The organism is Nocardioides pelophilus (assembly GCF_014180685.1).
GTDB classification, from domain to species: Bacteria; Actinomycetota; Actinomycetes; order Propionibacteriales; family Nocardioidaceae; genus Nocardioides; species Nocardioides pelophilus.
Window position 1 is genome coordinate 1 of record NZ_JACEHF010000063.1, and the last position, 21,094, is coordinate 21,094.

The window sequence follows — 21,094 nt, forward strand, 5'->3', positions numbered from 1 at the left end:
TGGCGCCCTCGCCGTTCCGGCTCCGGCACCGCGAGGGGTTGCGCCGGATGGTCGAGCTGGTGGACCCGCTCGACCGCGCCTTGCGCAGCACCCGGGTGCTGGTGCGCCAGACCGCCGTCGCGGCGTACACGCACCGGCCGGTGCCGTCGTCGTACGTCGACCTCACCGCCGATCTGGCGCTGGCGGTGGATGCGGTCGCCGACGAGCTGGCCGCCGACCGGATGGCGGTGGCGGCGCGACCGAAGGTGCTGGCTGTCGGACAGGCGACCGGCCTGGTGGAGCGCAGCGAGTCGCTCACCGGGGACGCGATCCTCGCCCAGGTGCGGTCGATCGTGGTCGACCTGCTGCTCGTCACGGGGATGGGCCAGCTGGAGGCGACCGACGCGCTGCCGCCGCCGAACCGCTGAGGAGCCGGCCCTACCCACCTCGGCGCCGGACATCCGGGTTGACCTCTTCGGTGAACAATTGTTCTCTGGATGTCATGGCCAGCACAATCCCGTGGGAGCGGGTGCGGAGGTCCGCCTCCAAGCTCACCACGCCGCTCCACCCCGACGACTACCTCCGACTGCTGAACCCGCTCTGGAGCTCGCGCGAGCTGCGCGGGCGGGTCGAGAAGGTGATCCCGGAGACCGAGGACGCCGCCACCCTGGTGATCCGGCCGGGCTGGGGATGGCGCTACGACCACAAGCCGGGTCAGTACGTCGGCATCGGCATCCAGGTCAACGGCAAGTTCCAGTGGCGCTCCTACTCGGTGAGCTCGCCGCCCGAGCGGCGACGGGGAACGATCACGATCACGGTGCGCGCCATGCCCGAGGGCAAGCTCTCCAGCCACCTGGTCAAGGGCCTCGAACCGGGCACCATCGTCCGGCTCGCCCTTCCCGAGGGCGACTTCGTCCTTCCCGACCCGCCACCGGAGCGGATGCTGTTCCTCGTCGGCGGCAGCGGGGTGACGCCCGTGATGGCGATGCTCCGCACCCTCGACCGGCGCTCCCGAGAAATCGGCAGAGCGATGCCCGACGTCGTGATGCACTACTCCTCGCCGACCGAGGACCGGATGATCTTCCGCGACGAGCTGGACCGTCTCGAGGAGCAGCACGACGGACTCACGCTGCACCGGCTCCAGACCGACGTCGACGGCATGCTCGACCTCGCCGGGCCGGACGGGCTCGACAAGATCTGCCCCGACTGGCGAGACCGGGAGACCTACGCCTGCGGGCCGGGCCCGATGCTCGACGCCATCACGGAGTACTACGAGGAGCAGGACGTCGTCGACCACCTGCACCTCGAGCGCTTCTCGCTCGAGCTGGGCGGCGAAGGGGGCGAGGGCGGCACGATCACGTTCCAGAACTCGGGCAAGACCATCGAGGCCGACGGTGCGACCACGGTCCTCGAGGCCGGCGAGGAGGCCGGCGTCGGCATGCCCTACGGCTGTCGGATGGGCATCTGCCACACCTGCACGCTGACCATGATCTCCGGCAAGGTGCGCGACCTGCGCAACGGCAACGAGTTCGACAGCCCCAACGAGCCCGTCCAGACCTGCGTCACCGCTGCCGTCGGTGACTGCACGCTCGACATCTGACCTGAGGTTTCGAGGCTCGTCGCCAGCGCTCCTCGCACCTCGACCACCGGTAAGGAGAAGGACACATGGCTATTGCGGACGTCAAGGAGTACACCCACCTCACCGAGGAGGAGGTCGACCAGATCGGTCGTGAGCTCGACGCGATCCGGACCGAGATCGAGGAGTCGCGCGGCGCGGCCGACGCGGCGTACATCAACCGGCTGATCAAGCTCCAGCGCGCCCTCGCGGCGGCCGGCCGGGTCACCCTCCTGGTGGGCAGCCAGTTCAAGGAGACGCGCAAGCCGGCGTGGGTCCTGGGCGCGAGTCTCCTGGGGTTGCACAAGATCCTCGAGAACATGGAGATCGGCCACAACGTCATGCACGGACAGTGGGACTGGATGAACGATCCGGAGATCCACTCGTCCAACTGGGAGTGGGACACCGCCCAGCCGGCCGAGCAGTGGAAGCACTCGCACAACTACATCCACCACCAGTTCACGAACGTGCTCGGCTACGACAACGACATCGGCTACGGGATCCTGCGGATGGCGCGCGAGCAGAAGTGGTCGCCGTACAACCTCGGGCAGCCGATCTACAACAGCCTGCTCGCGACCCTCTTCGAGTGGGGCGTCGCCCTCCACGACCTCGACATCGAGCGGATCCGCAAGGGCGAGAAGGACCCGAAGGAGATGAAGCGGCAGCTCAAGCAGATCTTCCGCAAGGGCCGCAACCAGGTCCTCAAGGACTACGTCGTCTACCCGGCGCTGGCGGGCAAGCAGTGGAAGACCGTGCTGACGGCCAACGTCGCGGCCAACATCACGCGCAATCTGTGGTCTTACATGATCATCTTCTGCGGCCACTTCCCCGACGGAGCGGTGCACTTCACCGAGGAGGAGATCGAGGACGAGACCCGGGCGGAGTGGTACCTGCGGCAGATCCTCGGCTCCGCCAACTTCGAGGGCGGCCGGACGCTGCACATCCTGTCGGGGAGCCTCGGGTACCAGATCGAGCACCACATCTTCCCGGACCTGCCGAGCAACCGGTATCCCGAGATCTCCGAGAAGGTCCGGGCACTGGCCGCGAAGTACGACATCCCGTACACGACCGGTCCCCTCTACCGGCAGTACGGCCAGGCGCTCCGCACCATCATGAAGCTGTCGCTGCCGAACTCCTGGACCAAGAGCGACCAGCCCGACCCGCCGACCCCGCCGCACGACCGCAAGCGGCGCGGTGACGACGAGCGACCGTCGCGGCGCGCCGAGCTCGGAGGGTGGTCCCGCTCCTCGTCGAACGCACGCGCATGAGGACGCCGAGCGGGATGGCCGGTCCGTTCGCGTGGGACCCCTCGCCCGAAGGTGGGCTCGGCGAGCTCGTCGGGCGGCGGGTCACGCAGTGCGCGCTGAGCCGGATCTGCGGGGTGTGCGCGGAGTCGCTGGGCCGACCGGTCGTGTTCGTCGGCACGCCGGACGAGATCGGCCGCAACGCCTTCCACGCCCCGCCCCTGCACAGGGACTGTGCCGACGCACTGCTGCGCGATCCCGGCGCCGACCCCGACTGGGAGGTCGTCACCACCTCGGGGTTCGAGTTCGTGCGGCCGGCCCGTGAGGACGAGGACCGGCGGCCTACGTTCCAGTCGAACTCGCTGCTCAGTGCGCCGTAGCGAGGTGCGCACGCCAGGCGTCGGCGGTGCCGTCGTACGGCGCGGAAGCTTCTCGTACGGCGGCCAGCACCTCTGCCGCTGAGCGCTCGGCCATCGCGACCACCTCTGGGGGGTAGCCGTAGGTGAGCTGGTGCTCGGCGAACTCGTCCTCGTCGTCCAGGTAGACGTGACCGTCGTGCCGCTTGACCACGTCGAGGTCGAGGTCGACCGCGCGCAGGACGGCCCCGTCCCACACGGGCGGGGTCGTCATGTCGACGTACGTCGCCGCGCCGGCGTGCTCGTCGTTGAACGCCGCCAGGTGCGCTGCGCCGCCGGCCGGGATGAGCACGGCCGAGGCGAAGACCGAGAGGAACTCCATGCCGGGTCGGGCGTAGAAGGTGCCGGTCGGGCAGCCGAGCCACTCACCGTGCCGGTCGGCGCCGAGGAACACGGCGTCGTACTCCCAGTGCGGCCGGTCGCCCCACTTGGTCATCACGACGCGGACCGGGTCACCAGGTGCGAAGGTCGTCGTCACGCAGCCATCCTGCCGACCCGGCAGAAACTCGGGCACGAAACACGTCGACCCGGCTCAAGTTCGAGCCGGGTCGACGCGTTCGGGTCAGACGATGGTGGTCTTGGGGGGCATGACCCGGCGGGAGCCCAGGGCGATGACGTCCTGGTAGCGCGAGCCGGCGAGCTTGCCGAAGGTGTGGAGCGCGTGGGCGTCGAGACCGACGAGGACCCGGGCCTGGTTGCGGGTGATGCCGCGGACGATGATCGCCGCTGCCTTCTCCGGGGTCATCGTCGCGAGCTTCTCGTCGAAGAGCTTGGCGGTCGCGGCCTTGTCCTCCTTGTCGGAGACCCGGGCGTTGCGGGCGATCGCGGTCTTGATGCCGCCGGGGTGGACGGCGGTGACGCCGACCTTGTGGCGCGCGATGAGCATCTCCTCGCGGATCGCCTCGGTCATGCCGCGGACGGCGAACTTCGACGCGTTGTACATGCTCTGGCCGGGCATGGCGATCAGGCCGAAGAGCGAGGAGATGTTGACCAGGTGGCCGTCGCCGGACTCGATCAGGTGCGGCAGGAAGAACTTCGAGCCGTGCACGACGCCCCAGAAGTTGATGCCGATGATCCAGTCGATGTCCTTCATGTCGAGGTCGACGAAGTCACCGGCCAGCGCGACGCCGGCGTTGTTGATGACCACGTTGACCCGGCCGAAGTGGGCGGCGACCTCCGCGGCGTACGCCTCGAAGGCGGCGCGGTCGGCGACGTCGAGCCGGTCGCTGCGGACCTCCTTGGCGCCCGCCTTCTCAGCGAGTACGACGGTCTCGGCGAGCCCTTCCTCGTTGACGTCCGAGAGCGCGAGGAGCGCGCCCTTGTCGGCCAGGTTGAGCGCGAGCGCGCGCCCGATGCCCGAGCCGGCTCCGGTGATGACGACGACCTTGTCCGCCAGGGTCTTCATGCGAGTGCCTCCTCGGCGTTGGGGTGCTGGGCCAGCGCCCGGGTGTCGTACTGCTCGGCGTCGAACCGGGCGAGGTGGCGGCGGAACGCGAACGTCTGCCCCGGCCACAGGGTGGTGTTGTTGCCGAACTTGTCGAGGTACCAGCTCGCGCAGCCGCCGGTGGTCCAGACGGTCGGCTTCATCCGCTCCTGGACCTTGCTGGTCCACGCGGCCTGGGCCTCGGCGGTCGGCTCGACCGCGCCGATCCCCTCGCGCCGCATCGTGCGCACCGCGTCGACGATGTAGCGGACCTGGGACTCGATGATGAAGATCATCGACGAGTGGCCGAGCGCCGTGTTGGGACCGACGATCTGGAACAGGTTCGGGAAGCCGTGGATGGTGGTGCCCTTGTAGGCGGCCATGCCGGCCTCGCCCCACACGTCGGCCAGGGAGCGGCCCTCCCGCCCGGTGATGTGCTGCGCGATGGGCGGCTCGGTGACGTAGAAGCCGGTCGCGACGACGAGCACGTCGATCGGGCGCTCGACTCCGTCGGCCGTCACGATCGCGTCGCCGGTGACCTTCGCGATCGGGTCGGTCACGAGGTCGACGTTGTCGGAGGCGATCGCCGGGTACCACGCGTTGGAGATCAGGATCCGCTTGCAGCCGGCCCGGTAGGTCGGGGTGACCTTGGCCCGCAGCTCCGGGTCGCTGATCGCCTTGCTGATGTTCTTCTTGCACTGGCTCTCGACGACCTTGAGCAGCGCCGGGAAGCGGGTGAACGCCGGCGCGCGGCCCTCGAGCTGGGCGTAGACCGCCGCCCGGGCGGCGCGCTGGAGTCCCGGCACGTGCTTGAACGCCGCCTTCTCGACCCCGGTGAACCGGCGCTCGTTGCGCGGGATGATCCAGTTCGGCGTGCGCTGGTAGACGTCCATGTGGCCGCCGCTCGATTGCAGCGTCTTCTGCAGCTCGGGGACCAGCTGGATCGCCGACGCGCCGGTGCCGATCACGGCGACCCGCTTGCCGGCGAGGTCGACGTCGTGGTTCCAGCGGGCCGAGTGGAAGACCTCGCCCTGGAAGGACTCGATGCCGTCGATCTCGGGCAGCCGCGGCTCGGAGAGGCCGCCGGAGCCGGAGATCACGGTGCGGGCGGCGTACTCGCCGTCGCTGGTGGTCACCCGCCAGCGCTGCGCGGTGTCGTCCCAGGTCGCGTCGAGGACGGCGGTGTCGAAGACGAAGCGGTCGAGCACGCCGGCGTCCTCGGCGACGCGCTTGGTGTACTCCCAGATCTCCTGCTGGGGGGAGTAGACCTTCGACCAGTCGGGGTTCAGCGCGAAGGAGTAGCTGTAGAGCTGGCTCGGTACGTCGCACTCCGCGCCGGGGTAGGTGTTGATGTGCCAGGTGCCGCCGACGTCGCTGTCCTTCTCGATGACCACGAAGTCGTGCTCACCGGCCTCCTGGAGCTTGATCGCGGCGGCGAGGCCGGCGAAGCCGGCGCCGACGATCAGGTGGTCGACCGCGGTGACGTCGGTCTTCGGGGTCTTCTTAGCCATGACGACGACGGTATTGGCTTTATTGAACTTTCGTCAATAGAGTGTCCACGTGACCGCCACCACCCGCACCCGGCTCTCGCCGGACGAGCGCCGCGAGCAGCTGCTCGAGCTCGGGCTGCGGTTGTTCGCGGGCAGCACCATCGAGGACATCTCGATCGACCGCCTCAGCGAGGAGGCCGGCGTCTCGCGTGGCCTGCTCTACCACTACTTCGGCAGCAAGCAGGGCTTCCACGAAGCGGTCATCCGGCGCGCGGCCGACGACCTGATCGCGCAGACCGCGCCCCCGCACGGCGGCGACCCGATCGCGCGGCTGCTGAGCTCGATGACGGCGTACGTCGACTACGTGATCGCCAACTACGAGGGCTACCGCTCGCTGGTCCGCGCCGCCGCCGGCGGCAACGAGGCGGTGCGCGCGATCTACCTGGACGCCCGCTTCTCGCTCACGGACCGGATCTTCACCGCCGACGCGCAGGGCGAGCTGATCGTCGACACGCCGGCCGTCCGGCTCGCTGTCCGCGGGTGGGCCGCGCTGGCCGAGGAGACCGTGCTGGCGTGGTGCGAGGACCCGACCGGAGTGAGTCGCGATCAACTGTTGCGGCTGGTCACCGAGTCGCTGCCGGCCGTCGTCGCCACCCTGGGCTGACCCGCGCCGTCCGCTGCCCGCCCTACTTCGACGGCCCTACTTGGACGGCCGGGGGGTCTTGCAGTCGACCTTCGGGTTGACGCCGACGTAGTTCAACGGCCCGGCCAGGACCGTCAGCGCCGTGTCGGCGAAGTCCCGACAGCTGACGTTCTCGTCCTCGCCGAAGTAGCCGCGTTGGAACGCGGCCACGACTCCGATGAGGAGCCAGATCACCACGATCATGCCGCCGATCCCACTGCCTCGCCTCATGACTACCTCCTGGTTGCAGGGGAGGTACCCAGGACGACGCGCCTCAGCCGCAGCCGGCGCGGACCCGGATCAGCCGAGGACGGCAGCGAGCTGGTCGATGCCCCAGTGGAGGTCCTCGTCGCTGATCACCAGCGGGGGAGCGAGCCGGATCGTGGAGCCATGGGTGTCCTTGGCGAGGACGCCGCGCGCCATCAGCCGCTCGCAGACCTGCCGGCCGGTGCCGAGGGAGGGGTCGATGTCGACGCCGGCCCACAGTCCCCGGGAGCGTACGGCGACCACGCCGTGGCCCACGAGCGCGTCGAGCCGCTCGCGCAGCACCACGCCGAGGTCGGTGGCGCGGGTCTGGAACTCGCCGGTCGCCAGCATGTCGACGACCTCGTGGCCGACCGCGCAGGCGAGCGGGTTGCCGCCGAAGGTCGAGCCGTGCTGGCCGGGCTTGAGCACGCCGAGCACGTCGCGGTTGCCCACGACCGCCGACACCGGGACGATGCCGCCGCCGAGGGCCTTGCCGAGGATGTAGAGGTCGGGGACGACGCCCTCGTGGTCGCACGCGAAGGTGCGGCCGGTGCGGCCGAGGCCGGCCTGGATCTCGTCGGCGGCGAAGAGGACGTTCTCGCGGGAGCAGAGCTCGCGGATCCCGCGCAGGTAGCCCTCGGGCGGGATGACCACGCCGCCCTCGCCCTGGATCGGCTCGACCAGGACGGCCACGGTGTCGGGCGTGATCGCGGCCTCGATCGCGGCGAGGTCGCCGTACGGGACGGTGTCGAAGCCGGGCGCGAACGGACCGAAGCCGTCGCGGGCGTCGGGGTCGTCGGAGAACCCGACGATGGTGGTCGTGCGGCCGTGGAAGTTGCCGCTGGCCACGATGATCCGGGCCCGGTCGGCGGGGACGCCCTTGACCTCGTAGCCCCACTTGCGGCTGACCTTGATCGCGGTCTCGACGGCCTCGGCGCCGGTGTTCATCGGGAGCACCAGCTCCTTGCCGCACAGGTCGCCCAGGGCGGCGCAGAAGTCGGCGAACGCGTCGTGGATGAACGCGCGGCTGGTGAGCGTCAGCTTGTCGAGCTGGGCGTGCGCGGCCCCGATCAGGCGCGGGTGGCTGTGGCCGAAGTTGAGCGCGGAGTAGCCGGCGAGGAGGTCGAGGAAGCGGCGGCCGTCGACGTCGGTCAGCCAGGCGCCCTCGCCGTGCGCGAGCACGACCGGAAGCGGGTGGTAGTTGTGGGCGGTCCGGGCCTCGGCCCGCTCGACCTCCGCCGGCGTGGTGCCCGTCGTCGTACCGGTGGTGATGCTCATGGATCCGCCTCCCTCGTTGCCGCGCTCTGCTGACTTCCTGTGTATCACGGATTGTCAGACAATCTGGAATTCACGACGGGAAGGCGACGCGGACCCGGGTGTCGCCCGGTTCGCTGGTCAGCGTCACGGTACCGCCGTGCGCCGCCACGATCGCCTGCACCAACGCGAGGCCGAGGCCGACGCCGCCCTCCCGGTGGCGGGAGGCGTCCCCGCGGGAGAACCGCTCGAAGGCGACCGGCAGCAGGTCCGGCGGGAAGCCCGGCCCGTCGTCGCGGACCTCGAAGCCGTCGCCGTGGACCGCGACGGTCACGGTGGTGCCGGGAGGCGTGTACTTGCGCGCGTTGGTGAGCAGGTTCGTGACGACCTGGTGGAGCCGGGCGGCGTCGCCGATGACCTCGACCGGTACGGCGCCCCCGTCCTCGTCGGAGGTGGCCAGCTCGAGGTGCCAGCGATGGTCCGGCGCGAGCACCCGGGCGTCCTCGACCGCCTCCAGCAGCAGCCGGGTCAGGTCGACCGGCTCCTGGGCGAGCGGCCGGCCGCTGTCGAGGCGGGCGAGCAGCAGCAGGTCCTCGACGAGGGTCGTCATCCGCGCCGCCTCCTCCTCGACCTTGGCCAGTGCGGTCGCCGTGGCCTCGGGGTCCTGGCGGCGCCGGGCCAGCTCGGCGTAGCCGACGATCGTCGTCAGCGGCGTCCGCAGCTCGTGGCTCGCGTCGGCCACGAACTGCCTCACCTGCAGCTCGCTGCGGTGGCGGGCGTCGAGCGAGGACTCGACGTGGGCGAGGAGGGTGTTGAGGGCCTGGCCGACCTGGCCGACCTCGGTGTCGGGGTCGGTGAGGTGGTCGGGCACCCGCTCGGTCACGCCGATCTCGCCGGAGTCCAGGGGCCGCTCGGCCACCGCGTGGGCGGTGCGGGCGACCTCGGTGAGGGGGCGGAGCTGGCGGCGTACCAGCGCTGTGCCGGCGACGGCCGCCAGGACCACGGCGAGAGCGCCGAGGGCAAGCTCCCAGCGGATGAGCGATTGGACCGCGTCGTCGACCTCGTCGGTGGGGAGGCCGGTCACGATCGACCCGTTGTCGGCGACGGCAACCCGGTAGGCGCCCAGCTTCGGAAGCTCGACCTCGTGGACATCGCCGTCCGATGGCACGTCGAGCAGTGTCGAGATCATCTCGTCCGTGAGGAGCAGCTCCTCGCCCGGACGATCGGTGAGCACGAAGCCCACGTCCTCGGCGGGCAGCAGTACGAGCGTGCCCGGCTCCTGGTTGCCGACGTCCCGCGGACCTCGTCGAGCGTCGTCGTGACCCCCGGGGCCGCCGAGCGCACGGCCCGTCGATGCCTGCACCTTCCGGTCCAGCTGGTCGGTCAGGTGGTCGTGCATGGCGATCGTCGTGGCAATCGCGATGAGCGCGGAGACCGCCGCGACCAGCGCGACCGTGGTCAGCACCAACCGCGAGGTGAGCGAGCGGGGGAGCCGGATCACGTCGCCGGCTTCAGCACGTAGCCCGCCCCGCGCATGGTGTGGATCATCGGCGAGCGGCCGGAGTCGATCTTGCGGCGCAGGTAGGAGATGTAGAGCTCGACGATGTTGGCCTGGCCGCCGAAGTCGTAGTTCCAGACGCGGTCGAGGATCTGCGCCTTGCTCAGCACCCGCTTCGGGTTGCGCATGAGGAAGCGGAGCAGCTCGAACTCGGTCGCGGTCAGGTGGATCTCCTCGCCGGCGCGGGTGACCTCGTGGGAGTCCTCGTCGAGAGCGAGGTCGCCGACGGTCAGCACCGAGCTGCTCTGGGCGACAGCAACCCCGGCCCGGCGTACGAGTGCGCGCAGGCGCGCCACCAGCTCCTCCAGCGAGAACGGCTTGGTGACGTAGTCGTCCCCACCCGCTGTCAGCCCGGCGACCCGGTCCTCGACCGCGTCGCGCGCGGTGAGGAAGAGGACCGGTACGGCGGGCTCGGCGGCCCGGATCCGACGCAGCACCTCGAGGCCGTCGAAGTCGGGCAGCATCCAGTCGAGCACGACGACATCGGGCCGCTCGGCCTTCGCCGCGGTCACGGCTTTCGAACCCGTGTGGGCGACGTCGACGGTCCAGCCCTCGTAGCGCAGCGCCATCGCGATCAGCTCGGCGATGTTGACCTCGTCGTCGACGACGAGCACCCGCACGGGGGTGCCGTCGGGGCGGGTGAGCTCGTCGGTCTGACTCATGGTCACAGTCTGGCCGCGATGCCTGTGAGTCCGCTGTGAGGCTCGTGTGGGTTCGCCCGGTGGTCGAGGAGGTCGCGCAGCTCCGCCGGTGGTCGAGGAGGTCGCTCTGGCGACCGTCACGAGACCCCCGGCAGTCATGGCTGGTCCGTGGCCGGCACACAGGTGGGCCACAGGCTCAGCGGTCACCGTGGCCGCATGAGCGAACACGACGACAACCCCGACCGCCCCAACGACCCGGTCGAGACTCCCGACGCGGCGGCCGACCAGCCCGTCACCGACCCGCCCGCTGCCGACCCGCCGCCGGCCGCCACGTTCGACGCCCCGGCGCCGGTGGCGAAGGACCGCTGGCGCGACCGCACCTTCCGCATGCGTTCGATCGCCGCGGTGGCGGTGGCCGGGCTGATCCTCGGCGCTGCGGGTGGTGCGGTGACCACCGCGCTGGTGAGCGACGACGACCGCGGTGACCGCGGAGAGCACCGGATCGGCCAGCAGATGCAGCCCGGGATGCCGATGGTCCCGGGCGGCGGGCGGCAGCGGTTCGGCATGCCTGGGGACGGCGACCAGGACGGCGAGATGCCCGAGCTGCCCGTGCCGCCGGGCTCCGACACCGACGACGACACCGACGACGGGACCGACGACGGGACCGACGACGGCACCGACGAGCAGAGCAGCCTCAGCCAGAGCTGATGTTGCGCAGCGGTTCGCCGACCTGGTGCATGTGCCGGAGCCCGAGGGCGTAGGACTCGACGAGGTTCGCCTCCGTGTAGGCGATCCCGCGTGACCGGCAGTGGTGCTCGACGATCGGCTGCGCTCGCCTCAGGTTGGGTCGGGGCATGCCGGGGAACAGGTGGTGCTCGATCTGGAGGTTGAGGCCGCCGAGCGCGTAGTCGACGACCGGCCCGCCGCGGACGTTGCGAGAGGTGAGCACCTGGCGTAGCAGCGGGTCGGCCGCCTGCTCCGAGGTCAGCGGCGGCATCCCCTTGTGAGCCGGCGCGAACGAGCAGCCGAGGTAGACGCCGAACAAGCCCTGGTGAACGGCGAGGAACACCAGTGCCTGGAGCCAGGTCAGGGTCGTGACCAGCAGCGCGACGTACAGGACGGCGTGGCCGAGCATCAGCAGCGCCTCGGTCTTGCGGTAGCGAAGCCCGGGCCGTACGACGGCGCGCACGCTCGAGATGCGCAGGTTGAGCGCCTCGAGCGTCAGGATCGGGAAGAACAGGCCGGCCTGGTGACGCGTCAGCCAGGAAGCCATCCCCTTCCGGTCGCTGGCCTGGTCGGCGTCGAACACGAACGCGCCGACGGCGACGTCCGGGTCGGAGTCCAGGTCGTTGGGGTGCGCGTGGTGGGCGTTGTGCTTGGCGCGCCACCACCCGTAGCTCATGCCGTTCAACAGGTTCCCGTGCACCAGGGCGAGCAGAGCTGTAGCCCGCCCGCCCTGGGCGATCTGGTGGTGCGCGGCGTCGTGGGCGAAGAACGCGATCTGCGTCGACACGAACGCAAAGGCGGGGGCGAGGAGGATCGCCCACCACGAATCGCGCAGGAGCAGCAGGCCCATCACGATGAGTCCGATGCCGATCAGGTTGATGGTCGCGAGGGTCAGGTAGTAGCGGGGTCTACGGTGGAGGAGTCCATGACCTCGAATTTCCCGAAGCAACTCGCTGTAGCCGCTCTCGACGGGCTGACGGACCGACCCGGTGAAGGACATGAAGACTCCCGGCTGCTGCAGATGGCGCCGCCGGGGTCTCAGGTGGCCTTGCTTCGAGGCTACTCCTACGGTGGCAGAGGTGAAAGCGTGAGAACCACGGCCCAGATCCTCGAGGCGATCAACGCCGAGCACGGATCGGGCGATTCGCTTCCGGGGCTCCTGTGCGCCGACTGCTCGGCTTTCATGGACCTCAGTGGATCCGGCATGGCGCTGATCAACGAGTCCGGGCACCAGGGGGTGATCGGAGCTTCCGGCCCGCTCGCGGCCCAGCTCGAGGACCTCCAGTTCGAGCTCGGCGAAGGTCCCAGCCTGGACGCGTCGCGCAGCAACAGTCCGGTCGTCCACCCCGACCTCTCGGCTGCGGCGGTGCTGCCCTGGCTCGGATTCGGGCCCGCAGCGGTCGCCGCCGGCGTACGAGCGGTGTTCGCGCTCCCTCTCCAGGTCGGCACGACCCCGCTGGGCGCCCTCTGCCTGTACCGCGCGACGCCCGGTCGCTGGGACGACGAGGGCACGGCGACGGCGATGGCGTACGCCGACGCGGCCGTCGAGGTCCTCCTGCTCCTGCAGGCGCAGACGGAGCCGGGGAGCGCGCTCCATCCCGAGCTGGACGAACCCGTGACCTATCGGGCCGAGGTGCACCAGGCGACGGGATACCTCTCGGTCCAGGCGTCGGTCGGTCTCGCCGAGGCCCTGCTCCTGCTCCGCGCCCATGCGTTCGCCAGTGATCGGCCGCTGCTGCAGATCGCTCGCGACGTCCTGGCCGGACGCCTTCGTATTCAGCCCGAGGAGGGCGAAGATGATTGAGGCACGTCTACTCCAAACCCGCCTGACCAGTCGAAAGCCGTCGTCATGACCACAGAGCAGCGATTGACCCAGGTGTTCGTCGAGCTCGCCGACACGCTCGTCGACGAGTTCGACGCGCTCGACTTCCTGTCGACGCTGACCGAACGCAGCGTCGAGCTCCTCCATGCCGACGCGGCGGGGGTGATCCTCAACGACATGCGGGGTTCGCTGCACGTCGTCGCGTCGACGAGCGATCGGGCCAAGGTGCTCGAGCTCTTCGAGCTGCAGAACGACGAGGGCCCTTGCCTCGACTGCTTCAACAGCGGTCGCGCGGTGGTGAACGTCGGGTTGTCCGAGGCCCGGTCTCGGTGGCCGCGCTTCAGCGTCGCCGCCGCCGATGTGGGCTACCAGTCGGCGCATGCGATCCCGCTGCGGCTGCGGGACTCGGTGATCGGCGCGATGAACCTCTTCAGCTCCGCCGTCGTCGAGCTCACCCCCGACGACGTCGCGCTCGGCCAGGCCCTGGCCGACATCGCCACCATCGGGTTGCTGCAGGAGCGGGCGGTGCGGCAGTCCGGTCTGATCGCCGAGCAGCTCCAGACCGCCCTCAACAGCCGGGTCCTGATCGAGCAGGCCAAGGGGGTCCTGCTCGCCAGCTCCGGCGTCGACGTCGACCGCGCCTTCCAGCTGATGCGCGACTACAGCCGCAGCCACAACGAGCCCGTCAAGGAAGTCGCGCGTCGCGTGATCGAGCGCGAGCTCGCCGCCGACGACCTCCGCCACCCCTGACCCGCCGCGCCGGTCGTCGAGGAGGTCGCCCAGCGACCGTCACGAGACCCCCTGCCCGCAGCTTCCGCGCCGTCGTCGGTTGCGGTGGGAAAGACGGACGACGTGGTGGCGCGCCGTCGTTGGTCACGGTGCGGTCCCCCGGGCCCTGCCCCGGTTGCCGGAGCCCTGAGGTACTCGCTTTGGTGGCGGTAGCGGGGGAGGTGTTCGGGTGGTTGCGGAAGTACGCCGGCTCGCCGCCGCCGTTGCCCGCTGGTGGTCGAGGAGGTCGCGCGGCGACCGTCACGAGACCCCGCTCGCCATGCCGGGGTGCCGCTGGTTGAGGTGCGAGCGAAGCGAGCCTCGAAACCAAGGCAACCACCTGTGAAAACCACCCAACGAATGTTCCATTCCGAATCGAACAGGTGTACGATAGAAGCATCTCGGAAAGGAACACCGTGGTCGCCCAACTCCACCCCCAACCCCACCCGATCCTCGCCTGCACCACCCAGGTCCAGGCCGCGGTCACCGGGGTACGGGACGTGCAACCGCTCTACCTGCCACCCGCCGAGAAGACCACCGCGGTCGTGGAGATCGCTCGCGCGATCAGCGCGCTGCAAGAACTCCAACTACGCGTCCTCGCCACCGCCGGCGACGTCGCCGACGCCGCCGGTGCCCGCGACATCGGCTCCTGGGCCGCCCACCTCACCCACGCCGACCCCACTACCGCCCGCGCCGACGCCCGGCTGGCCGAAGNCCTGGACCGGCGCTGGACCCGGGTCGCGGCCGGCATGGCCGAGGGGTGCGTTGCGCTTCCGCAGGCCCGGGTCATCACCGCCGCGCTCGAGGCCCTGCCCGACGACCTAGACCCCACCCTGCTGGCCAAGGCCGAGAACCAGCTCGTGGCCTACTGCGCCGACTTCAACCCCACCGAGCTGCGCCGCCTCGGCCGCCGGATCCTGGAGGTCGTCGCACCCGAGATCGCCGAAGCAGAAGAAGCCAAGCTCCTCGAAGCCGAGGAGCAACGGGCTCGGGAGAAGACCAGCCTGCGCACCCGGCTCATCGGCGACGGCCTGGCCCGGACCACCATCGTGCACCCCGAGCTCGACCAGACCCGGCTGCTGACCTACCTCGACGCCTTCACCAGCCCCCGCAGGTCAGAGGAGGCCCTCGCCGGGGAAGAGGACCGCATCCCCCGCCACCGCAAGCTCGGCCAAGCCTTCGGCGCCCTGTTGGAGCACCTCGACCCCGCCAAGCTCCCGGTCCACGGCGGGGATGCGACCACCCTGATGGTCACCATCGACCTCGACTCCCTGCGCGAGGAGCTCGGCACCGGCGCCATCGTCGGCGGCGAACCACTCTCCGCCACCGCGATCCGCCGGATGGCGTGCACCGCGCAGATCATCCCCGTGGTCCTCGGCGGCAAGGGCGAGATCCTCGACCTCGGTCGCACCCGCCGCCTCTTCTCACCCGCCCAACGCAAAACCCTACGCCTCCGCGACAAACACTGCCGCGCCGAGGGCTGCACCGTCTCCGCAGCCTGGTGCGACGCCCATCATTTGAAACCCTGGTCCCAAGGCGGCAAGACAGACCTCGGCGACGGAATCCTGGCCTGCAGCTGGCACCACGACCGCCTCCATGACCGAAGATTCACCCACGAGCTCCTCCCCAACGGCGACCTCCGCTTCCACCGACGGCCCTAGGAGTTCCAGGCTTCCTCAGACACGGGTCCGGCCACGACCTAGGATTCCGCTGTCCGATCGGGCGAGACATGGGGAGCTTCGGCATGGCCGGCATTCGAGTACGCCGTCGCACACCCGTGCTCCGCGCGGCGGTGGCGGCGCTGGTGGGGAGCAGCCTCGCTGTCGTCTCTCCTGCCGCCGCCGAAGGTGATCCCGTCATCACCCTGCCGGTGACACAAAGGTTCAACCCAGCCACGACCCCGTACACCGTGACCACGTCGTACGACGGACCGGAGTTCCTCTTCGTCGTGCTCGCCAAGGCGTCCCTGCCGTCCAGCGTCCAGGCGCTGCCCTCTCATGGCTCGACGAATCTCGACGTTCCCGCCGCCTTCGACGGAGACGTGTGGCTCACGGTGAGGCAATGCCCGACCGAGGCCGACTCTCCGGCGACGTGCGCCGTCGTCGCCAAGACATGGATCTATCCGTTCGACGAGTTCGTGGGTCAGGCTCTGACAGAGGACCTGCGTGGCCCGAGTACACCGTTTGTCTTCGACATCCAACCGACCGGCGGCCACGCGTTCGACGTCGCTTGGGAGGTGGTGCCCGACGGACAGCCCGACGCGGTGCCGCTCCTCAGCGGCACTTCCGACAACCCCTACGCCTTCCCCGCACTCGGAGACACCGATGCTCTCGTGCACGGCGAGCGCTACCAGTTCCGTGCTGAGGTGAGCGGCATCGCCGACCCGTACGGATCGCTCGACGGCAACTTCACGACGGCGTTCGAGTGGGACGGTGTCAACGCCGCTCGGGGGGTCCGCATCGGCGCCGACGTCGTCTATCCCGAGCGCGACCCTGACGTGTCGTTCGGTGACCAAGTCACCATCGAGGTGGTCAAGGACGAGCCTGAGGTCATGCGGAGGCTCGAGCTGGACATCCGCAACTCCGACGGAGTGACAGTCAGGCGCCGTGGTTTCAACGGCGGCCGTGGGAGCTGGGACGGCAAGGGGTTCGACGGCTTCAGCGTTCCGGAAGGGAACTACAGCATCCATGCGACGGTGATCGATCGCCAGGGCAACGAGGAGTCCTACGTCGAACAGGTGCGGGTGTCCCACGAGATCCTGGCCCAGATGATCTGGGAGAAGACGATCGCCCCGAGATCGTCGATGATCGACAGGTTCGTCGGACGGTGTGCCTCGCTCAAGTCACCGGCTCGGGCGGGTTGGCGCGGCTCGATCGGTCTGCGGTCGAACGATGCTGGCCGGAGATGTCGAACCCTCGCGGCGCAGTCCGTCACCACGGTCCACGACATCCAGCTGCCGCCGAGTCCGCTCGGACGCCGCGACCTCTACGACCAGATCCGGGTCTCGGCGTATGGTGGAGGCGCGAGGGGTTCGGATTCGGCCTACCTCGTCCACTGGTACTGGCATCGCGACCAGGAGTGGTTCGCTAGGTCGCAGTTCGACCGTCGGCTGGGCTGGCACCGTGGCCACGAGGTGGGGCAGGCAGTCGTCCACGGCGACGCCGAGGACGGCCCGTTCCTCATCTGGTCGGTCGGTCTCGCCGAGGGCGCGATGTACGACGTGAAGAAGTTCAAGGTACGCATCCGCTACTGGGGATTGCGCCGACGGACCAACTGAATGGCCGGTCCTCGGTCGGACAGGGAAGAATGCCTGACGCCGTGGACATCACCTACCCGCCGGACCTGCCGGTCAGCGCCCGACGCGACGACATCGCGAAGGCGATCCGTGACCACCAGGTCGTGATCGTCGCCGGCGAGACCGGGTCGGGGAAGACCACGCAGCTGCCGAAGATCTGCCTCGAGCTGGGCCGCGGCGCGCCGGGCAAGGACGGGCGGCCGCGGATGATCGGGCACACGCAGCCTCGCCGGATCGCGGCGCGCGCGGTGTCCGAGCGGATCGCCGAGGAGCTCGGCACCGAGCTCGGGGACCTGGTCGGCTACCAGGTCCGGTTCACGGACCGTACGTCGAAGCGCAGCCGGGTCAAGGTGATGACCGACGGCATCCTGCTCGCCGAGCTGCAGCGCGACCGGTCGCTCCAGCGCTACGACACGATCATCATCGACGAGGCCCACGAGCGGAGCCTCAACATCGACTTCCTGCTCGGCTACCTCAAGCAGCTGCTCCCGAAGCGCCCCGACCTCAAGCTGATCATCACCAGCGCCACCATCGACCCCGAGCGCTTCGCCGAGCACTTCTCCGACCGCAACGGCAAGCCGGCGCCGATCGTCGAGGTGTCGGGCCGCACCTATCCCGTCGAGGTCCGCTATCGGCCGCTCATGGAGCTGCCCGAGGAGGACGACGAGGCCGAGGTGATCGCGCGCGACCCGACCGAGGCGGTCGTCGATGCCGTCAAGGAGCTGTCGGGGGAAGGACCGGGCGACGTCCTGGTCTTCCTGCCGGGCGAGCGCGAGATCCGCGACACTGCCGAGGCGCTGCAGTCGCTGGCCGACGGCCCGCGCGGGATCGACGTACTCCCGCTCTACTCGCGGCTCTCCTCCGCCGAGCAGCACCGGGTCTTCGCGCCCGCGCGCAGCTCGCGCCGGCGGGTGGTGCTCGCCACCAACGTCGCGGAGACGTCGCTGACCGTGCCGGGCATCCGGTACGTCGTCGACACCGGCGTGGCGCGCATCTCGCGGTACTCGTCGCGCACCAAGGTCCAGCGGCTGCCGATCGAGGCGATCAGCCAGGCCTCGGCCAATCAGCGGTCCGGTCGGTGCGGCCGGGTCGCCGCGGGCATCGCGATCCGCCTCTACAGCGAGGAGGACTTCGAGGGCCGCCCGGAGTTCACCGATCCCGAGATCCTGCGCACCAACCTGGCCTCGGTGATCCTCCAGATGACCGCGCTCGGACTCGGCGACATCGCCCGGTTCCCGTTCCTGGAGCCGCCGGACCGCCGCAACGTCCAGGCGGGGCAGCAGCTCTTGGAGGAGCTCGGCGCGATCAGCGGTCAGCGCCTCACCAAGACCGGGCAGCGGCTGGCGCGGCTGCCGATCGACCCGCGGCTCGGCCGGATGCTGCTGGAGGCGGAGCGACTGGGGTGCGTGCGCGACGTGCTCGTCATCGTGGCGGCGCTGTCGCTGCAGGACCCGCGGGAGCGCCCCGGCGCCGACCAGCCGGCGGAGCAGGCCCGAGCCGACCAGGCGCACGCGCGGTTCAAGGCGGAGGGGTCCGACTTCCTCACCTGGCTCAACCTGTGGAGCTATCTCCGGGAGCAGCAGCGCGAGCTGTCCGGCAGCGCGTTCCGCCGGATGTGCAAGCGCGAGTACCTCCACTACCTGCGCGTCCGGGAGTGGCAGGAGTTCCAGAGCCAGCTGCGGCAGGTCGCGAAGGAGATGGGCATCCGCCTGGAGGGTTCCGAGACGGTCGCTGCGCGACCTCCTCAACCACCGGCAACTCCGTACGACGCCGACGGGATCCACCAGGCCCTGCTCTCCGGCCTCCTCAGCCACATCGGCCTCCTGGAGGAGCGGGAGAAGTCGAAGTCGGGCAGGCGTCCCGGTCCGCGCGAGTACCTCGGCGCCCGCGGCACCAAGTTCGCGATCTTCCCCGGCAGCGGGCTCGCGCGGAAGAACCCGCCGTTCGTCATGGCCTTCGAGCTGGTCGAGACCGGGCGGCTCTGGGCGCGCCAGAACGCCGCGATCCAGCCCGAGTGGGCCGAACGGCTCGGCGGCCACCTGGTGAAGCGCACCTACTCCGAGCCGCACTGGTCGCGGAAGCGCCAGTCGGTGATGGCGCACGAGCGGGTGACGTTGTACGGCGTACCGCTGGTCGCCGATCGCCTCGTGTCCTACGGCAAGGTCGACCGCGAGCTCGCGCGCGAGATCTTCATCCGGCACGCCCTCGTCTACGGCGAGTGGTCGACCCGGCACCAGTTCTTCCACCACAACCGCACGCTGCTGGAGCAGGCCGAGGAGCTCGAGCACCGCGCGCGGCGGCGCGACCTCGTCGTCGACGAGCACACCCTCTTCGACTTCTACGACGAACGGGTCGGGGCGGACGTCGTGAGCGGTGCGCACTTCGACCAGTGGTGGAAGGCCGTACGCCGCGAGCGGCCGGACCTGCTGACCTTCGACCCCGCGATGCTCACCCATGACGCCGCGGCCGAGGTGACCGAGCAGGACTACCCCGAGCAGTGGGTCGCCGACGGCGGTCTGACCTTCGACCTCGCCTACCACTTCGAGCCGGGCGCCGAGGACGACGGCATCACGATCGACGTCCCGGTGGCGGTCCTCAACCGGGTCCGCGACGAGGACTTCTCCTGGAACGTCCCCGGCCTGCGTGAGGAGCTCGTGACCGAGCTGATCCGGAGCCTGCCCAAGCAGATCCGCGTCAACTTCGTGCCGGCGCCCAACACCGCCCGTGAGTTCCTCGCCACCGTGCCGCCGGGGGAGGAGTCGCTGCTCGACGCGCTCGAGCGCTACCTGCGCGCGACCACCGGCGTGCACGTGCCGCGTGAGTCCTGGGGGCTCGACGCACTCGCGCCGCACCTGCGCCCGACCTACCGCGTCGTCGACGACCAAGGACGGCAGCAGGCGCGGGGCAAGGACCTGGCGGCGCTCAAGGAGCCGCTGCAGCCCCGGTTCGAGCGGGCCATGGCCGAGGTGGCGGCCGACAGCGGCGTCGCCCGCACCGGCGAGACGTCGTGGGTCTTCGGTGAGATCACCCCGACGGCCACCTGGACCCGTGCCGGCCACGAGGTGGAGGCCTTCCCCGGGCTGGTCGACGAGGGCACGACCGTCGGGCTCCAGGTCTTCGGCTCGAGCAGCGAGCGCGACGCCCGGCACCGGCTCGGCCTGATCAGGCTGCTGCTGGTCGAGCTCGGTGACGCGCCGGTCAGCGGACTGGTGGCCGGCCTCTCCAACGAGGAGAAGCTGCGGCTGGCCGGCACCTCGTACCCCTCGGTCCAGGCGCTGCTCGCCGACTGCCTCCGCGCGGTCGTCGTCGACGCGGTCGATGCGGCGCAGGAGCGCGCGCAGGAGATGGGGATGCTCCGCACGCAGAGCGAGTACGACGCCCTGCTCGCCTCGCTCCGGACCGGCTCCCCAGGCGCCGCGGGAGCCGTCCGCGCCCTGCTGCCCGATCTCTTCCGCGTGCTCGACGCCCACCGCGAGGCCGATCGGCTGCTCAGCGGTCGCGCCGAGCTCGCCCTGCTGCCGGCGCTCTCCGACATGCAGGCCCAGCTCGCGCGGCTGGTGCCGGCCGGGTTCGTCGGGGACGCCGGTGCCGCGCAGCTGCGGCGCTACCCGGTCTACCTCGCCGCGATCCGCCGCCGCCGTGAACAGCTCGGCGAGGGCGGCATGGCCGTGGCCAGGGACCGGGCCTGGCTGGACCGTGTGCAGCCCTTGCAGGAGGCCTACCTGCACCGGATCGCCGCGCTGCCCGAGGGTCGTCCGCCCGGATCCGCCCTGCGCCAGGTGCGCTGGCAGCTCGAGGAGTTCCGGGTCTCCCTGTGGGCGCCCCACCTCGGCACCGCCGGCAAGGTCAGCGACGTCCGGATCCGCAAGCTGCTCGACGCGTAGGCTGTCGAGATGCCAGAGGGAGGACGCGCGCACCACCGACCGTCGGCGCGG

At 70.3% G+C, this 21,094-nt stretch carries 18 protein-coding genes and 1 pseudogene; 11 read left to right on the plus strand and 8 right to left on the minus strand.

The genetic code is table 11. The features are described from left to right. The 4 genes and pseudogenes from H0488_RS11990 to H0488_RS12005 form a co-directional block, all read left to right on the plus strand. Positions 1-407: pseudogene (locus H0488_RS11990) on the plus strand (FUSC family protein); the annotation flags it as partial. A 74-nt stretch (positions 408-481) separates the two neighbouring features. Beyond that, complete coding sequence (locus H0488_RS11995) at positions 482-1,579, plus strand: ferredoxin reductase (protein WP_183099511.1); 1,098 nt, start codon at positions 482-484, stop codon at positions 1,577-1,579. Positions 1,580-1,644: 65 nt separating this feature from the next. Then, complete coding sequence (locus tag H0488_RS12000; protein ID WP_183099512.1) at positions 1,645-2,862, plus strand: fatty acid desaturase family protein; 1,218 nt, start codon at positions 1,645-1,647, stop codon at positions 2,860-2,862. Then, positions 2,859-3,218 (plus strand): hypothetical protein, encoded by a 360-nt coding sequence (locus H0488_RS12005; protein WP_183099513.1) that lies wholly within the window; start codon positions 2,859-2,861, stop codon positions 3,216-3,218. The genes H0488_RS12000 and H0488_RS12005 overlap by 4 nt, the downstream gene beginning before the upstream one ends. Here H0488_RS12005 and H0488_RS12010 read toward each other — a convergent pair. From H0488_RS12010 to H0488_RS12020, 3 genes are all read right to left on the minus strand, one after another. Beyond that, a complete protein-coding gene (locus tag H0488_RS12010) occupies positions 3,205-3,732 on the minus strand; it encodes a ribonuclease FAU-1 family protein (protein WP_183099514.1) in 528 nt (175 codons plus the stop codon). The genes H0488_RS12005 and H0488_RS12010 overlap by 14 nt on opposite strands. An 84-nt stretch (positions 3,733-3,816) precedes the next feature. Further along, positions 3,817-4,659 carry an SDR family NAD(P)-dependent oxidoreductase gene (locus tag H0488_RS12015; protein ID WP_183099515.1) on the minus strand — a complete coding sequence of 281 codons (843 nt, stop codon included), beginning with the start codon at positions 4,657-4,659 and terminating at the stop codon, positions 3,817-3,819. Then, on the minus strand, positions 4,656-6,188 hold the full coding sequence (locus H0488_RS12020; protein WP_183099516.1) for a flavin-containing monooxygenase: 1,533 nt from the start codon (positions 6,186-6,188) through the stop codon (positions 4,656-4,658). Before H0488_RS12020 ends, H0488_RS12015 begins: the two co-directional genes overlap by 4 nt. A 49-nt stretch (positions 6,189-6,237) precedes the next feature. Between H0488_RS12020 and H0488_RS12025 the strand changes: the two genes are divergently transcribed. Beyond that, entirely contained in the window at positions 6,238-6,831 is a 594-nt protein-coding gene (locus tag H0488_RS12025) for a TetR/AcrR family transcriptional regulator (protein WP_183099517.1), read from the plus strand. Between the two features lie 36 nt (positions 6,832-6,867). Here H0488_RS12025 and H0488_RS12030 read toward each other — a convergent pair whose 3' ends face one another. The 4 genes from H0488_RS12030 to H0488_RS12045 all read right to left on the minus strand — a co-directional run bounded on the left by H0488_RS12030 (position 6,868) and on the right by H0488_RS12045 (position 10,569). Next, complete coding sequence (locus H0488_RS12030; protein ID WP_183099518.1) at positions 6,868-7,080, minus strand: hypothetical protein; 213 nt, start codon at positions 7,078-7,080, stop codon at positions 6,868-6,870. A gap of 69 nt (positions 7,081-7,149) precedes the next feature. Further along, the gene (gene rocD / locus H0488_RS12035; protein ID WP_183099519.1) at positions 7,150-8,373 is read right to left on the minus strand and encodes an ornithine--oxo-acid transaminase; all 1,224 of its coding nucleotides are present in this window, start codon (positions 8,371-8,373) and stop codon (positions 7,150-7,152) included. Between the two features lie 70 nt (positions 8,374-8,443). Then, the gene (locus tag H0488_RS12040; RefSeq protein ID WP_312856309.1) at positions 8,444-9,850 is read right to left on the minus strand and encodes a sensor histidine kinase; all 1,407 of its coding nucleotides are present in this window, start codon (positions 9,848-9,850) and stop codon (positions 8,444-8,446) included. After that, on the minus strand, positions 9,847-10,569 hold the full coding sequence (locus tag H0488_RS12045; protein WP_183099520.1) for a response regulator transcription factor: 723 nt from the start codon (positions 10,567-10,569) through the stop codon (positions 9,847-9,849). The genes H0488_RS12040 and H0488_RS12045 overlap by 4 nt, the downstream gene beginning before the upstream one ends. 195 nt (positions 10,570-10,764) lie before the next feature. Between H0488_RS12045 and H0488_RS12050 the strand changes: the two genes are divergently transcribed. Then, on the plus strand, positions 10,765-11,256 hold the full coding sequence (locus H0488_RS12050; RefSeq protein ID WP_183099521.1) for a hypothetical protein: 492 nt from the start codon (positions 10,765-10,767) through the stop codon (positions 11,254-11,256). Here the strand turns inward: H0488_RS12050 and H0488_RS12055 are convergent. Beyond that, positions 11,243-12,274, minus strand: a complete 1,032-nt coding sequence (locus tag H0488_RS12055) for a fatty acid desaturase family protein (RefSeq protein WP_183099522.1) — start codon at positions 12,272-12,274, stop codon at positions 11,243-11,245. The two genes, H0488_RS12050 and H0488_RS12055, sit on opposite strands and share 14 nt — an antisense overlap. A gap of 87 nt (positions 12,275-12,361) precedes the next feature. On the opposite strand from H0488_RS12055, the gene H0488_RS12060 reads away from it, so the two are divergent. From H0488_RS12060 to hrpA, 5 genes are all read left to right on the plus strand, one after another. Continuing rightward, entirely contained in the window at positions 12,362-13,078 is a 717-nt protein-coding gene (locus H0488_RS12060) for a GAF domain-containing protein (protein ID WP_183099523.1), read from the plus strand. A gap of 45 nt (positions 13,079-13,123) precedes the next feature. After that, entirely contained in the window at positions 13,124-13,846 is a 723-nt protein-coding gene (locus H0488_RS12065; RefSeq protein WP_183099524.1) for a GAF and ANTAR domain-containing protein, read from the plus strand. A gap of 563 nt (positions 13,847-14,409) precedes the next feature. Continuing rightward, entirely contained in the window at positions 14,410-15,525 is a 1,116-nt protein-coding gene (locus H0488_RS12070; RefSeq protein ID WP_446685614.1) for an HNH endonuclease signature motif containing protein, read from the plus strand. An 83-nt stretch (positions 15,526-15,608) separates the two neighbouring features. Continuing rightward, positions 15,609-17,141 (plus strand): flagellar hook assembly protein FlgD, encoded by a 1,533-nt coding sequence (locus H0488_RS12075; RefSeq protein ID WP_183099526.1) that lies wholly within the window; start codon positions 15,609-15,611, stop codon positions 17,139-17,141. A gap of 29 nt (positions 17,142-17,170) precedes the next feature. Beyond that, complete coding sequence (hrpA, locus tag H0488_RS12080) at positions 17,171-21,043, plus strand: ATP-dependent RNA helicase HrpA (protein ID WP_183099527.1); 3,873 nt, start codon at positions 17,171-17,173, stop codon at positions 21,041-21,043. Positions 21,044-21,094: the final 51 nt, after the last annotated feature.